This window comes from Burkholderiales bacterium (genome assembly GCA_035543335.1).
Lineage (GTDB): Bacteria > Pseudomonadota > Gammaproteobacteria > Burkholderiales > JAHFRG01 > JAHFRG01.
Genome location: DASZZH010000002.1, coordinates 19,549 through 34,317, shown reverse-complemented (window position 1 = coordinate 34,317; position 14,769 = coordinate 19,549). Strand labels below are relative to the sequence as shown.

Sequence of the window (14,769 nt, the reverse complement as noted above, 5' to 3'; positions counted from 1 at the left end):
GACCAGCCGTATCCCCCGACTCGGCGCGAATTTCATGTGAATTGAAGTGGCCGCGCGACTCGGCGTGCGAAGCATCGGGGCGGGAACGCGGCCGGGGCGACTTCGGTGATGAGCTAATCAGATGACCAGCCGTATCCCCCGGCTCGGCGCGAATTTCATGTGAATTGAAGTCGCAATAGGGGCATTTTTTCACACACCACGGAATGTGAATATAGAGCGCGAGCGGCGGCAGCGCGCGCAAACGCGGTAAGGGGTAAGGAGTAAGGGGTAAGGAATGAACTTTCATCACCTTTGCATTTTCCATCTAACTCCTCACCCCTTACTCCACACGCGCAGTTGCGCAGCAAGCTGCGCCAGCGCCCGGCCGCGGTGGCTGATTTGGTTTTTCACTTCCAGCGGCAACTCCGCCGCGCTTTTACCCAATTCCGGAACGAAAAACAGCGGGTCGTAGCCGAAGCCGCCGCTTCCTCTCGGCTGATGCAGGATTTCGCCGGGCCATGCACCTTCGGCAATCAGCGGCTGCGGGTCGCCGGCATGGCACGTAAGCGCCATCACGCAGTAGTAATGCGCACGGCGGTCAGTCGCCGCATGCAGTACTTGAAGCAGTTTCAAATTGTTGCGCTCGTCGGATTTGGGTTCGCCCGCGTAGCGCGCCGACAGCACACCCGGCTGGCCGTTCAGCACATCCACGCAAATGCCCGAATCATCGGCGAGCGCCGGAAGTCCGCAAAGCTCGCTCGCATGCCGCGCTTTGGCCAGAGCATTTTCGACAAAAGTCGCATGCACCTCGTCCGCCTCGGGAATGTCGAAAGCCGACTGCGCCAGCACTTCGATTTTCAGCGGCGCGAGCAACTCGCGGATTTCGCGCAGCTTACCCGCGTTATTGCTGGCGATAACGAGTTTTTTCATGGATTAAAACCTGTTAACCGCAGTGGACGCCGAGGACGCGGAGAAAACCAAAAATGAGAAAACATGATATTAAAATGACTTGCCTTTGCGTCCTCCGCGGTAAAAGCCTTACTTAACTTTCAATGCCGCCTTCTGTTTAGCGATGAGCTGCTTGATGCCGGCTTGCGCAAGATCAAGCAGCGCATTCATCTCCTCGCGGTTAAACGGCTCGCCTTCCGCCGTGCCCTGGACTTCCACGAAGCCGCTGTTTCCGGTCATCACCACATTCATGTCGGTCTCACAATTAGAATCTTCCACATAATCGAGGTCGAGCACCGGCTTGCCTTGATAAATCCCGACAGAAACCGCCGCGACAAAATCATTGAGCGGCGATTCGGCGATGAGCTTGCGCTTGAGCAAATGCGTCACGGCGTCATGCAGCGCGACAAAGCTGCCGGTGATGCCGGCGGTGCGCGTGCCGCCGTCGGCCTGAATCACGTCGCAGTCGATTTGAATGGTGCGCTCGCCCAGTTTTTGCGTGTCCACCACCGCGCGCAGTGCCCGGCCGATGAGCCGCTGGATTTCCTGCGTGCGCCCCGACTGCCTGCCGCGCGCCGCCTCGCGGTCGGCGCGGATTCCAGTCGAACGCGGCAGCATGCCGTATTCTGCGGTGACCCAGCCCCGGCCCCTGCCTTTGAGAAAGGAAGGCACCTTTTCGTCAACGCTGGCGGTGCAAATCACCTTGGTGTCGCCGCATTCGATGAACACCGAGCCTTCGGCGTGCTTGGTATAATGCCGCGTAAATTTCACTTCGCGTAGCTCATTGGGTTTGCGTTGGCTGGGGCGCATGGCTACTTCTTGTACTTCCCGATGGTTTTCTGGATTTCGGCAATCGCCCGTTCGATTTCTTGGTCGGTGACGTCCGACGCATCCGCATGCTCGCGGCCAAAACTGCTCATTTGCGTGGTAACGGCAGTAAGCGGCATGGTGACAGTCGAAACTTCGGGCGCAGCCTCGTCGCGCGCATCCCCGCCCCAAGTCATGCCGATGGCGCTGATGTTGTCGCTTCTCCCGCCTTCGCGCAACTCCACCTGGTCCATGAGTTGCTGCACGGCCTGGATGACGGGATAATTGAAAATTGTGTAAACGATTTCCTCGTCGGCAAGCGGCCCCCACAAACCGTCGCTGCACAACATGAGGGTGTCCCCTCGTCGCATCACCGTCTTTTTCGACAATTCCACATCCAGCGGCAGGAACCCGCCCATGCAATTGTAAATCTTGTTGCGCTCCGGATAAGCCGCTGTCTGCTCCGGCGTGAGGCTGCCTTGGTCCAGTAGTTGCTGCACCTTGGAGTGGTCACGGGTGCGCGTAAGGAGCTTGCCGCCACGGAATAAATACAGGCGCGAATCGCCGACATGCGCCCAATAAGCGAGGCCATCCTGGACGATACAGGCGACACAAGTGGTGCGCGGTGATTCCAACAAATCATGGTCGTTGGCATAACTCAGGATCGCGCTGTGTGCATCTTGAAACGCACAGCGCAGGAAAACCCGCGGCTCCTCCAGCTTGGGATTAGCGTGCTTTTCGAAGCTCTCGACAATCAGCTGCACCGCCAGCTGCGCCGCCACTTCACCGTGCAAATGCCCGCCCATGCCGTCGGCGAGCACCATCAGCAGCGCATCGCGGCTGTAGGAATAAGCGATGCGATCCTGGTTGTGCTTGCGGCCGCCGGTGCGGCTTTTCTGGTAAATGGTGAATTTCACTTATCGGCCTCGCCGATGCCAAATCTGCTGCGCAAGCCCATCAGGAAATTATTTTTCCGGGCTTTGCCGGGTTTTTTTACCAGGGTTTTTTGCAGGACGAACACGCTGGGCGGGCGCTCCTGTGGATCAAGGCGCAAACACCAGTCGATGATGTCAAGCAGCTCGTCGGAATATTCGCCGCCGAAGGTTTTCTTCGCCGTCTCGTACTTGTCGTCCTGCGCCCGCAAATCCGCCGCCTGCGGCGCGCGGGAAGCGAGGCAGGAAAAGATACTCGCACCCACGCTGTAGATGTCGCTCCAGGGGCCGAGTAAATCCAGGCTTTTGTATTGCTCCGGCGGGGCGAAGCCGGGCGTATACATTGGCTTCAGGCGCGGGCTGTCGAGGGTAAGCGTTTGGCGCGCCGCGCCGAAATCCAAAAGCACCGGCGAGCCGTCGGCGGCGCGCAGATAAATATTCGCCGGCTTGATGTCGAGATGCAGAAGCTTGTGCGTGTGCACTTCACGCAGGCCGTTCAGCAGATGGCCGAACACGTGGCGGATGAAATTTTCGGAAAGGGTATGCTTGTGCTGCTGGATTTGCTCCTGCAGCGTGCGGCCGCGCTCGTACTGCATCACCATATACACGGTATCGTTGGCACGGAAGAAATTCAACACTCGCACCACGTTGGGATGGATGATGCGCGCCAGCGCACGGCCTTCCTCGAAAAAGCAGCGCATGCCGTAGTGGAAGGTGGCGAGATTGTCGGCGGATGTGGCGCGCACCGCATAGCCGTCCCGGCGCAGCGCCAGCACACTCGGCAGATATTCCTTGATGGCGACGAGTCTGTTGTGCTCATCGAAGGCACGGTACACGAGGCTGAAGCCGCCGCGGCTCAAAGGCTTGTCGACACGGTAGTTCAGCAGCTGGTAGCCGTTGGGAAGCGGCATATTGGATTGTGGAGTCATGCCTAGTAAGAATATGCTATCGTTTTGAAATGACCATCATTGTCGGTATTTGCGCGGTTAATGTAAAGCACCGGAAAACCACATGATTTACAGCATGACGGGCTTCGCCGTGGCGACCCGGGAACTCACACGCGGCGCGCTCAATCTCGAACTGCGTTCGGTCAACCACCGCTATCTGGATGTGCAATTGCGGCTGCCGGAAGAATTGCGCCTGCTCGAACCGGCGCTACGCGAGGTAATAATAAGTGGCGTCACCCGCGGCAAGGTGGATTGCCGCCTGAGCCTGGAGTCAGCGGCGGGAACACCCCTCGCGCCACAGCTCAATACCGAACTTTTGCAGCAACTGGTGGAAATGAACCTGGTCGTGAGGGCTGCGCTGCCGGATGCGCGGAGCTTAAGTGTCGCCGACATTCTGCGGTGGCCCGGCTTGCTGGGAAGCGACAGCTTGTCCCCGGAAGACCTGCGCGAACCCTGCGTCAGCCTGCTGCACAAGGCGCTCGATGAGCTCAACGCCACCCGGCGGCGCGAAGGCGAAAAACTCAAAGGTTTATTGTTGGAACGCATCGAAAAAATGGAGCGTCTGGTGGCGGAAGTGGCGCCGCGTATTCCGGAAATCGTCGCCGCCTACCGGGAAAAGCTCGGATCCAGGCTTTCCGAAGCGCTGATCAACCGCGAAGACGATCGCATCCGCCAGGAATTCGCGTTGTTCGCCGCCAAAATCGACGTGGACGAGGAACTGACGCGCCTTAGCACACACCTGGGCGAAACCCGGCAAATCCTCGAGCACGGCGGCGCGGTGGGCAAGCGCCTCGATTTCCTGATGCAGGAATTGAATCGCGAGGCCAATACGCTCGGCTCCAAATCCGTCGACAGCGGAATGTCAAAAGTGGCGATGGAACTCAAGGTGCTGATCGAGCAGATGCGCGAGCAAATCCAAAACATCGAGTGAGGAGCAAGGCGTGAAGAGTAAGATGTTTTTTTGCGCAGGCCACGAAAAGCAAAATCTGAGTCTTATTTTTTACTCCTGACCCCTCACTCCTTACCCCTTACTTGCTATGACTGGTAATCTCTTCATCGTCGCCGCCGCCTCCGGCGCAGGCAAAACCAGCCTGGTGCGCGCGCTGCTGGATAACGACCCGCGGGTGCGCAAGTCGGTTTCCTGCTCCACGCGCGCGCCGCGCGCAGGGGAAGTCAACGGCCAGCACTACAATTTCGTCTCGCAGCAGAAATTTTCAGAGATGCTGAAACGCGGCGAATTTCTGGAACACGCCGAAGTGCACGGCAATTACTACGGCACGTCGAAAAACTGGGTTGAGGATGCAATGAAGGGCGGCGGCGACATTCTGCTGGAAATCGACTGGCAGGGCGCGCAACAGGTGCGGCGCATTTTTCCGCAAGCCGTCGGAATCTTCATCCTGCCACCGTCGCTCGCCGTGTTGGAGGAGCGATTGCGCGCCCGCGGCCAGGACAGCATGGACGTGATTGCGAGCCGCCTCAAAGCCGCGCGCGAGGAAATGAGCCACGTCCAGGAGTTTGACTATGTTATTATTAACGAAGAGTTCGGGCAGTCGGTGCAGGAACTGATATGCATCGTCCACGCGCAAAGGCTGAAGCTCAAAGCCCAGCTTGAGCGCAACCACGATCTGATTAACCGCTTGAAGTGAGTCGCGAGGAAATATGGCACGCATTACCGTTGATGACTGCATGAAAAAAATCCCCAACCGCTTTGAATTGACGCTGACGGCAACTTACCGCGCGCGTCAGCTCGCCACCGGCGCAAGCCCGCTGATCGAGCCGAACAAGGACAAACCCACGGTGATCGCACTGCGTGAAATCGCGCAAGGCCTGGTTGGCGTGGACATCCTGCACAAGACCCAAACATAAGCGGCCGTCAGCGGTCAGCTTTCAGCGATCGGCTTTGAGTCGCGGCCATGCCGCTCTGGCTTTCCTGACTGCTGACAGTTGATAGCCGACAGCTAAAATGTCCGATGCGGAGATTCTGTTCAAGGAATTATCCGGCTACCTCAAGTCGGAGGACGTCGCGCAGCTCGAATCCGCCTATCACTTCAGCGAATCCGCGCACCAGGGACAGTTCCGCAAGAACGGCGATCCCTACATCTCCCACCCGATCGCCGTAGCCAACATCCTCGCACAGTGGCATCTCGACCCGCAGGCGCTCACCGCAGCGCTGTTGCACGACGTGATGGAGGACGCGCACGTCAGCAAGGACGAAATCAGCAAGAGATTCGGCAAGCCGGTGGCGGAGCTGGTGGATGGCTTGAGCAAGCTCGACAAAATCGAGTTCCAGACCCAGGAACAGGCGCAAGCGGAAAACTTCCGCAAGATGCTCTTGGCGATGGCGCGCGATGTGCGCGTCATTCTCATCAAGCTTGCCGACCGTCTGCACAACATGCGCACGCTGGAGGTCATGCTGCCGGAGCAGCGCCGCCGCATCGCCCGCGAGACCATGGAAATTTACGCGCCGATCGCCAACCGGCTGGGCCTGAACAGCATCTACCAGGAGTTGCAGGAACTGAGTTTCCGCCACCTCAATCCGATGCGTTATCAGGTGCTCGCCAAGGCGGTGAAGGCGGCGCGCGGCAACCGGCGCGAGGTGGTGGGCAAGATTCTGGATTCCATCAAGCAGTGCCTGCAGAAAGCGGGGATTGAAGCGCAGGTTACCGGCCGCGAAAAGCACCTCTACAGCATTTACAAGAAAATGATCGAGAAGTCACTTTCCTTCTCCGAGGTGCTGGACATTTACGGCTTCCGCATTCTGGTCAAAGACGCTTCCGCCTGCTATCTGGCTTTAGGCGCGCTGCATAGCTTGTTCAAGCCTATCCCGGGCAAATTCAAGGACTACATCGCCATTCCCAAGGCCAATGGCTACCAGTCGCTGCATTCCATGCTGTTCGGCCCGTTCGGCACACCGATCGAAGTGCAGATCCGCACGGCGGACATGCACAAGATCTCCGAAGCGGGCGTGGCCTCGCATTGGCTGTACAAAAGCTCCGAGACTTCACTCAACGAGCTACAGCAGAAAACCCACCAGTGGCTGCAGAACCTGCTCGAAATCCAGTCGGAAAGCGGCGATTCGGTCGAGTTCCTTGAGCACCTCAAGGTGGACCTGTTCCCCGATGAAGTGTACGTGTTCACGCCCAAGGGCCAGATCATGGCGCTGCCGCGCGGCGCCACCGCGGTGGATTTCGCCTACAGCGTGCACACCGACATCGGCAACTGCTGCGTGGCGGTGAAAATCAACCACGAGCTGATGCCGCTCCGCACCGAACTTAAGAGCGGCGACCGGGTGGAAATCATCACCGCTTCGCACGCTAAACCCAACCCCTCGTGGCTCAATTTCGTGGTCACCGTCAAGGCGCGCTCGCACATCCGCCACTTTCTCAAGACCATGCACTACGAGGAATCGGTGCAGCTCGGCAAGCGATTGCTCAATCAGGCGCTGTCAGCGTTCAAGCCCGATAAAGTGCAAATCGACGATGCGCACTGGGACAAGCTGCTGCGTGACAGCGGCGCCAAATCCAGAGACGAAATCCTCGCCGACATCGGACTGGGCAAGCGCCTGGGTATAGTGATAGCAAGGCGGTTGTTGTCAATTCGCGCGCCATTGACCAGCGAAGGCAGGAAAATCCCGGGCACTGTCACCATTCGCGGCACCGAGGGCATGGCGGTGCAATTCGCCAAGTGTTGCCGGCCGATTCCGGGCGACCCCATCATCGGCCTTATCAAGAAGGGGCAAGGGCTGGTGATTCACACTCACGACTGCCCGGTGATGGCCAAGATTCACGCCGCGCCGGAAAAAATGCTCGACGTGGAATGGGATGCTCAAACCACCAAGCTGTTTGACGTGAGCATCAAGCTCACCGTCGCCAATCAGCGCGGTGTGCTGGCCAAGGTCGCCGCGGAAATCGCCGAAGCCGGCTCCAATATCGACAACGTCAGCATAGAAGAAGGCGAGAGCAGCGCCTATACCACCATCCACTTTACCTTGCAAGTCACTAACCGCATGCATCTCGCCCAATTGATGAGGGGCTTACGCAGAATTCCCGAAGTGGTGAGAATCGCCCGGGTCAAAGGCTGATGCCCTGCAAGTAACTGAAACACTACACCAGAATAACCTCGCCATCAGCCGGGACTACGGCAGACGCCGCGATGAACCGGCGCGGTTTCGGGTGGTGGTACAGCCAGATAAACCAAAGGGCTGGCGATCTCCCCGCCGAGCGATGGTCTAATGCACGGTGTCCCGCAAGTGATGCCCGTCCCCGACATCGCGCATTTTGGATTTCAACCGCCGCGCCATGAGCTGGACGGCCCAGCGGATAACCCTGGATAGAGCAGCAAAGCCTTGGCGCCAGAGTTGAGCGATATACTGCCTACGCAATTCGTGGGCCCGATGTACATAGTATTGAATGTCGTGGGGTAGCTCAGCGTTGGAACTCATGTTTTCTTCTCCTGAACAGCAGTAACACGTAATAATCGAAAACCTCAAACACGGAATGTGCAATTTGCAAACGTCCCGGTTTGTCTGAAACCATACCGTTCAGTCAGCAAGCCTGGCTCGTTGGCAGACCGTGACAAGCGGGGTCAGCGCTGCGCGGGCCTTACGAACATTGACTTGACTCGCCGCGCCAGGCCCACGACGCCACGCTCGACGAGCGCGACGACTGACTGGATGTCTGCCACCGCCCGGAAAATGAGATCGGCGACGAACTCCGCGTCCCGCATATGCGCTTTGGCAAGCGCACGGTCTCTTTCGCTCATGCGAACATCGTCTAACCGATCAACTGTGCTGGAGTTGCTCTTTACGTTCTCAGTGACATGTCTCATTTTGAAATCCTAATATGACTCAATATGGTGCGTCGTACTATAATGACGCTTCAACGCCCGGGTGCGTTCGAAGCCGCAGCCCCGCACCTAAAGCTTGCGCAAAGCCGCTGAGGAACTGCACGTCACGCCAGCGGCTATCAGCGATCAAGTGAAGGCGCTCCAAGAACCGGATGATCTGGAACATTCGGATCATGCATATACCACCAAATGGTCGCAGGATGAGGATAGTTCGCCATCCTGCTCATGTAGTCGGCCTTATTCCACTTTTTAAAAATGATGACAGCAGGATGATCGCCCAGTGTGGGTTCGCTTGCGGGCTCATCGTGAGCCGGCAACAGTGTGGGAGCAACAACAACAGCCACTACAATTGCCATCAACATAGATTTCAGACGCGTACGCATAGTACCCTCCGTTTGATCCGTTAAAGATAAAGTCCTAGTAGGCCTTGATACGTGAGCAATGATCGGTGGCACAAGCGCGATAAAGTCAGACTATGGGTAGGCGATGACCTAGCAGTATGGCGGTGCCAATGACAAGAAACGACGCGACCAGCAGTTGCACAATGACCATAACGCCCACAGCCGACAGATCGTCGAATTGTTGCTGAGCCACGCGGCGTTCGAGCTCGTCGGTGATCTTCAAGTTACTCTCGTAAGGCTTCATGACTTAACTCCTTCTACAGATGATGAATACTCACATTTGTTGCGTTGCACAACCATAAGATAGTGTTGGCAGCATATAAAATCAAATCGCAAATTTAAATAGTTATCATCGTTTCTGTTTATATCGAGTCTAGCTTGTTGTTGCGTAGCAGCAATTTGGAGTAAAATGGCACTTCGTCGAGAGTAGAGACAGCACTCAATGGAGCTTTACCAGTTACGTAGCTTTGCCGCCATCGCCGAAGTCGGGCAGCTCACCCGGGCAGCGGAAAAGTTGCACATTAGTCAGCCCGCGTTGAGCGCGCAGCTCAAGGCGCTGGAGAACGAGCTCGGGCTCACGCTATTCGAGCGCACCTCGAGCGGCATGACACTGACGGCGGCCGGCAAGCAGATGTTGGAGGAGGCGGAGAAGATTCTTTCGGCCGCTCAAGCGCTGCACAACGAGGCGCGGGCGCTCAAGGGCGAGGTGGCGGGCAAGGCAAGCATTGGCACGCTGAGCGATCCGGAATTCATCCGGCTCGGCGAGTTCATGAGCGCCATGGTGGCCCGTTATCCCCTGCTCGAGCTGGAACTCCACCAGAAAATTACCGGCGCGGCATTGGAGCATGTGCGCGACGGCAGCCTCGATGCGAGTTTCTACTATGGCGAGATCACCCATCCGAACGTCGCCCGCTTGCGTCTGTGTGAAATCACTTATCGTGTCGCTGCACCGGCCGATTGGCACGAACGAGTCAAGGACGCCGACTGGAACGAGATCGCCGAGCAGCCGTGGATCATCCCTCCGCCGATCAGCACCCATCACCAGCTCGTATACGCGCTTCTAAATAAGCATGGCGTCGAGCCGACCAAGATTGTCGAGGCCGATCAGGAGGCTGTTATCAGCTCGCTTGTCGTGTCTGGCGTCGGCCTGGCGCTGATGCGCGAGGATTTCGCCTTGGAGAAGGCGGCTGCCGGTGAGGTGTGCCTGTGGAAAGATGTCCGGATCCCGACAACGCTGTGGTTCATCTACCTCCAAGAGCGCGAGGACGATCCGGTCATCCGCGTGCTCCTCGACGTGCTCAAAGACACCTGGAACCTGCGCGCGTGAAGAGTGGGCCCGGCTGGATTCGAAGCGCCCACCAACGGATTAAAAGTTGGTGTAACTAATTATTTTAACCTTGAACGTGGCCCGCCCTCACTCGCCTGAACGCGCTGATGCACGTCAACGTTGTCACGAATTCCCCACGTTTGCGTCATGCCTTGGCTCCACGAGCGAGGCTCGAAAACGAACCCTGCGGATTAACAGTTGATGTTATTCGTCTAAGTCGTAGTTGCAATGCCCCAAAATCACCCACATGAGTACGCGAATTGCCGTTACAATTGAACCGACAACTCAGCAAAGCGGCCGATAAAGGCCCTCGATCGGGAGATGCAATGCCAGTTGCGGACCTCGAAGGAATTAAGACCAGCTATCAGGTGATGGGCGAAGGTCCGCCCCTGTTGCTGCTGTCCCCCATGGGGTTCGGCGACTCAATTTCGCACCAGTGGTTTAACCGCGTGTGGAAGGGGTTCAAGCCGCTGGATGTGTTGGCGCACGATTTTCGCGTCATCGCATTCGACCGGCGCGAATGCGGCCAGTCAGGCGGACGCGTCGAGCCGCTCTCCTGGCCGATTATTGCGCGCCACGCCAAGGCATTGCTTGACTATCTTGAGATCGAAAATGCGTTCCTGTTGGGCGCCTGTATCGGCTGCTCGGTCGCCCTGGCTTTCGGCGCGCATTTCCCCGAACGCTGCCGTGCGCTGTTACTGCACTGGCCGGTCGGCGGGCTCCGCTGGCTGAACAAGGGCCGCTTCAACTTCGACCGGCATATTGCGTTTGCACGTGAACACGGACTCTCGGGCGTGGCTGAGCGTGCCAAGCAGTCAAGATTGTTTTGGAGCGAACCGGAAGCCGGGCCGTGGGCGTCGGTACTTGCATCTGATGCAGCGTTCGCGGAGTCGTTCGTACGCCAGGACCTTGGTCGCTATCTCGAAGTTCTTGCGCATAGTCGCGACCACCTTTTCAATGACGCCATGTTTTCCGGCGCAACCGGCGAGCAATTGATGGCAATGAACGTGCCGGCGTTCATCATGCCGGGTGACGACGCCTTGCATTCAACGTCCTGCGCCCTACGCATTGCGTGTGTGATGCCGCAGGCGAAGCTCGCTCCGCTGATGCCGCTGCATCAAAACGCCGCGCTAATCGGGCATTGGATTTACGAATCCACCGCTGTACGCGGCGCTCCCGCTATTGCGGCCTAACGCCTGCGGGGGAAGCCCCGAAAATAAATGGGGTCGGAGTGACAACTCCAGATAGCGAGAAAGTTACTCTGACCCCATTGTTCCACGTTTGTGTCATGCTTTGGCTCCCCGAGTAGGGCTCGAACCTACGACCAGCGGATTAAGACGGGGAAAATGGAGTCGGGGTGGTTTTTCACAGAATCATAAAACAAAAGGGCTGCATTCCTGCAGCCCTTTTGTTGGTAGGCCGTGGCGGATTTGAACCGCCGACCAACGGATTAAAAGTCCAATCTCAAGAATTGCGTACCTACTTGATTCGATGAGAGTGATGACAGAATCACTGTCAAATATTTTCGTTTGTTCCCTGTCGCTGTGCCTCGTCATTCCTTGGCGACTTCTGAAATATTAGACAGGGTTCGAGGCCGGAGCGGCTCGCCAACCAGGGCAAATCTGGTCAATGGATTGAGGGAATTATTCTTTAATTGATTTCAGCATATATTTTCTATTGTGGTTTCGATTTGAGCAAAACATCAACAGCCTTTTCAAAAATTCTCTATTGCGTTGATCCCTCCTCTTTCAGTCTCTTTAACATAATTCAAATCCCGGAAAGCACATTTTCTAAATCATCAAAGACGCGATGAGTTACTGGTATTAAATTCGGATTATCCCGCCATAATCTTGAAATGCTGACCGCAGGATTGTCTTTGTTAAGAAGAGCAATTGCAATGCGCACTAGGGCTTTATCTAATTTAGATTGGGGCCATTTACTGTTGCCACTGGAAATTCGAGCATGCTGAACCGCTTGCTCTGCGGCATCAACGACTCTTCCGTGGGCAGGAATCGCCTTTAAGGCGCTCCACAGTAGTGTGTCTAGTGCGCCTTTAGAATTTGGGGCTGGAAACAATAAAATACTTATTCTCGGATGGCCGCCAGTGAGTTCGTATGGATTCTGTGGGACAGCAAATATTCCATTAACGTTGGTGTCTTGATTGGCCCTTGTAATCTGAGCACATATCTTTGCAAAGGTATTTTGATGAGGCTCATCACTATCCGCTATCAATATTAGACGTGTGACTCTCTTAAATTCCCTATCTTGGACGGCAACGCAAAGCGCAGATTGAAAACCTGTTACTCCCTTGATCCCTCCAATATCTTCCACTGGTCGAATATCGAAGCTACCTAAATTCCTCTTGTTACATAATTCTCTCAGGAATGCAGCGTCCTCGATCCCTTCACAGAGGACTAAGCGATGGGATTGAAAAGGCTGGGCCACCAATTAATCCTCATCTCACTTCCACTTTTTTTATTGCAGTTAGAGTCGAAGCGCCGCGGAGATGCTTAATATTCGCAGTGCCTTCGCTCATTTCATTGCGAATGAGTGATATGTCATCAGGATTATCTTGGCTGGCAGTTGCTAAGGCGACTAGGCATTCATTGCTATGAGTGGTGGCGAAAATCTGGCAGTTATTTTCCTTTGAAAGCTCTAGAATTAATCTCCATATTTCTTGATGACAAGAATGAAAAATTCCATTTTCAATCTCGTCTATTAACACCACCCCGTTTTTAGCTGACATTATTCCGAGCATTATGCTGAAAAATTTGTAAATTCCAGACGAAACAAGAGTCAAAGCTTGCAACTTAGAATGTCCGGGAAGCGATACATATAGTTTCTGCGGCGCGATCTCAATCTTAGTGATACTCTCAATGTCCTCTATAATTGGGTAGATTCTATGAAGTAAATCTAATACACGTTTCTTGCCGCCTTTTTCCTCTATTGCTTGCGAATATCGGCTAATAGTTTCCTGTTCGCTATAGGCAGAAATAAATGGAAAAAACACTGTCGATGGCCCGAGTTCTGGTCCAGGCATTGCAATTACTTGACCCTGTTGATTGACGAAAATATATAGCGTGTCTTTTGCCCCGTTGAAATGAGTTCGTTCAAATGCAATCGGCGTAATTGGGACAGTGGGAGAAATTGCTGGTATAGGAAATATTATTTGTGAGCCAGCGCCAGCGATTGACATAACGTTAGAAACCGCTGCGGTGGATGTTGTTGTAGCAGAGGTAGCTGGCCTAACGTCATAAAATATCCTCACAGAGGCTTTTTCCCCCTCGCTGTTAACAATGGAAAGCTTGATTGGTTGTGTTATTTCTTGCTCTTTAAAGTAATGTAACCAAAGCGAATCAAAATGCCGTTGTTCCGGGGGCTGCGGAAGCAAGAAATGCAATCCGCGAAAATTATTTAGCATTATGAAAACGAGCGGAATACCTGCGATAGCAGTCCGTAATGCTTCGATTAAAGCGGTTTTGCCAGAAGCATTGTTACCAACAATGATGTTTATTCTGGACAATCTAGAAAGGGAAACCTTCTCGAAGCACCGGAAATTTTCGATTTCAAAGGATTCAATCATTTTGTTATCGGCAAGGAAACGCCGCCGCTTTGGTAGAGTAGTAAGCATACCCTATACCTGCCCTGACGCTTTATCAAGGTGATAATTGCGTTTTCATTGAGGGTGTGAGCCCGTTTCACCCCCTGTTTGTGTAACACAGGCGACTACAAATACATTTTAGCCTAGAACATAGGATTATGAGTCCAACTAGCAGAGTAACTTTAGCATAATGATTTTCTTTCTATTCTTCTGTCAATACTGCAAAATATTCTGCTCAGGTATCCGATTGTAACCGTTTGAAATATCTCGGTGCAATAGAAAGATATTTGGCAGGTTCGAGCCTTGCTTCACCACCCATAGGGGCAAAAGTGGGTACTGGTTAAAGCTGAGTCGTTTTCGTTCGTTGCCAAGTTAGAAAGCTACTTCTCATACGCTTCTTTAACACTAGTTTCCAACGACAGACAAACCCGGAGGAGAACGATTGCGTTCTTCAATAGCTGTTCATCGCGTTCGGGCGGAGCATCGCTATCGGGCGCGTACTTACCACCATGAAAAAAGTTGTTCCGGACTTGTTTTATCAACGAAAGCGCGCGATCAGCATTGGATAAATTGGGTCTGAGAATAACGTCTTGCCACATAGGACCATTGTCTTGGACCACTAACTTGCCAAGTCGTCGAGTGGTCAGGTAATCGAAAGCCTGTCGAACCTCAGGATCATGGGGCGCCTTTGTATCGAAGTCTTTAGCGATTGCTTCAGCAAACTTCTTCCAATCTGCCCAGGTTTCGCCATTGTAGTTTTTTCTAAATTGCGTCACCTTTAATGCAAACTCAAAACGCGAAAACACGGCAAAGAATTCAAGCGCAAGTGCTGGTTTCACTGTAAGACGCTGAAGCGCTGGCTCCACCGTATGGTTAGCTGGTTTTTTACGGCTCAAGGCAAGCCTCAAATTTTTTGTGGAGTTTGTCGTTGAATTCAGAAACGGCAAGCTGCTTTTCTAGATGGCGAACTTTTTCCAGGGAT

General features: G+C 54.6%; 17 protein-coding genes. 6 read left to right on the top strand and 11 right to left on the bottom strand.

The genetic code is table 11. The features are described 5' to 3' along the window. The 5 genes from VHE58_00555 to VHE58_00535 all read right to left on the bottom strand — a co-directional run. Window positions 1-286, bottom strand: a 286-nt coding sequence (locus tag VHE58_00555; GenBank protein HVS25799.1) for a hypothetical protein, incomplete at its 3' end; no start/stop codon positions are given. 26 nt (window positions 287-312) lie between these two features. After that, window positions 313-909, bottom strand: a complete 597-nt coding sequence (gene rdgB / locus VHE58_00550) for an RdgB/HAM1 family non-canonical purine NTP pyrophosphatase (protein HVS25798.1) — start codon at window positions 907-909, stop codon at window positions 313-315. Window positions 910-1,017: 108 nt separating this feature from the next. Next, the gene (rph, locus tag VHE58_00545; GenBank protein HVS25797.1) at window positions 1,018-1,737 is read right to left on the bottom strand and encodes a ribonuclease PH; all 720 of its coding nucleotides are present in this window, start codon (window positions 1,735-1,737) and stop codon (window positions 1,018-1,020) included. A gap of 2 nt (window positions 1,738-1,739) precedes the next feature. Further along, complete coding sequence (locus VHE58_00540) at window positions 1,740-2,651, bottom strand: protein phosphatase 2C domain-containing protein (protein ID HVS25796.1); 912 nt, start codon at window positions 2,649-2,651, stop codon at window positions 1,740-1,742. Further along, window positions 2,648-3,595, bottom strand: a complete 948-nt coding sequence (locus VHE58_00535) for a serine/threonine-protein kinase (GenBank protein HVS25795.1) — start codon at window positions 3,593-3,595, stop codon at window positions 2,648-2,650. The genes VHE58_00540 and VHE58_00535 overlap by 4 nt, the downstream gene beginning before the upstream one ends. A gap of 82 nt (window positions 3,596-3,677) precedes the next feature. Between VHE58_00535 and VHE58_00530 the strand changes: the two genes are divergently transcribed. The 4 genes from VHE58_00530 (at window position 3,678) to VHE58_00515 (ending at window position 7,694) form a co-directional block, all read left to right on the top strand. Continuing rightward, window positions 3,678-4,544, top strand: coding sequence for a YicC/YloC family endoribonuclease (locus tag VHE58_00530; GenBank protein ID HVS25794.1), 867 nt, complete (start codon window positions 3,678-3,680; stop codon window positions 4,542-4,544). Window positions 4,545-4,650: 106 nt separating this feature from the next. After that, window positions 4,651-5,259, top strand: coding sequence for a guanylate kinase (gene gmk / locus VHE58_00525; GenBank protein ID HVS25793.1), 609 nt, complete (start codon window positions 4,651-4,653; stop codon window positions 5,257-5,259). Window positions 5,260-5,272: 13 nt separating this feature from the next. Beyond that, window positions 5,273-5,479 (top strand): DNA-directed RNA polymerase subunit omega, encoded by a 207-nt coding sequence (gene rpoZ, locus VHE58_00520; protein HVS25792.1) that lies wholly within the window; start codon window positions 5,273-5,275, stop codon window positions 5,477-5,479. A 97-nt stretch (window positions 5,480-5,576) separates the two neighbouring features. Continuing rightward, on the top strand, window positions 5,577-7,694 hold the full coding sequence (locus tag VHE58_00515) for a bifunctional (p)ppGpp synthetase/guanosine-3',5'-bis(diphosphate) 3'-pyrophosphohydrolase (protein ID HVS25791.1): 2,118 nt from the start codon (window positions 5,577-5,579) through the stop codon (window positions 7,692-7,694). A 503-nt stretch (window positions 7,695-8,197) separates the two neighbouring features. Here the strand turns inward: VHE58_00515 and VHE58_00510 are convergent. The 3 genes from VHE58_00510 to VHE58_00500 form a co-directional block, all read right to left on the bottom strand. After that, window positions 8,198-8,374: a hypothetical protein gene (locus tag VHE58_00510; GenBank protein ID HVS25790.1), complete on the bottom strand. Its 177-nt coding sequence runs from the start codon at window positions 8,372-8,374 to the stop codon at window positions 8,198-8,200. 203 nt (window positions 8,375-8,577) lie between these two features. Continuing rightward, window positions 8,578-8,841 (bottom strand): hypothetical protein, encoded by a 264-nt coding sequence (locus VHE58_00505; protein HVS25789.1) that lies wholly within the window; start codon window positions 8,839-8,841, stop codon window positions 8,578-8,580. An 85-nt stretch (window positions 8,842-8,926) separates the two neighbouring features. Further along, window positions 8,927-9,103, bottom strand: coding sequence for a hypothetical protein (locus VHE58_00500; GenBank protein HVS25788.1), 177 nt, complete (start codon window positions 9,101-9,103; stop codon window positions 8,927-8,929). A 198-nt stretch (window positions 9,104-9,301) separates the two neighbouring features. Here VHE58_00500 and VHE58_00495 point away from each other — a divergent pair, with 198 nt between their 5' ends. Continuing rightward, window positions 9,302-10,186, top strand: a complete 885-nt coding sequence (locus VHE58_00495) for a LysR family transcriptional regulator (GenBank protein ID HVS25787.1) — start codon at window positions 9,302-9,304, stop codon at window positions 10,184-10,186. Window positions 10,187-10,446: 260 nt separating this feature from the next. Next, the gene (locus VHE58_00490; protein HVS25786.1) at window positions 10,447-11,379 is read left to right on the top strand and encodes an alpha/beta hydrolase; all 933 of its coding nucleotides are present in this window, start codon (window positions 10,447-10,449) and stop codon (window positions 11,377-11,379) included. Between the two features lie 574 nt (window positions 11,380-11,953). Here the strand turns inward: VHE58_00490 and VHE58_00485 are convergent. The 3 genes from VHE58_00485 to VHE58_00475 all read right to left on the bottom strand — a co-directional run bounded on the left by VHE58_00485 (window position 11,954) and on the right by VHE58_00475 (window position 14,683). Then, the gene (locus VHE58_00485) at window positions 11,954-12,631 is read right to left on the bottom strand and encodes a DUF3226 domain-containing protein (protein ID HVS25785.1); all 678 of its coding nucleotides are present in this window, start codon (window positions 12,629-12,631) and stop codon (window positions 11,954-11,956) included. Between the two features lie 10 nt (window positions 12,632-12,641). Then, on the bottom strand, window positions 12,642-13,817 hold the full coding sequence (locus VHE58_00480) for an AAA family ATPase (GenBank protein ID HVS25784.1): 1,176 nt from the start codon (window positions 13,815-13,817) through the stop codon (window positions 12,642-12,644). A 350-nt stretch (window positions 13,818-14,167) separates the two neighbouring features. Then, entirely contained in the window at window positions 14,168-14,683 is a 516-nt protein-coding gene (locus tag VHE58_00475) for a hypothetical protein (protein HVS25783.1), read from the bottom strand. Window positions 14,684-14,769 lie beyond the last annotated feature (86 nt).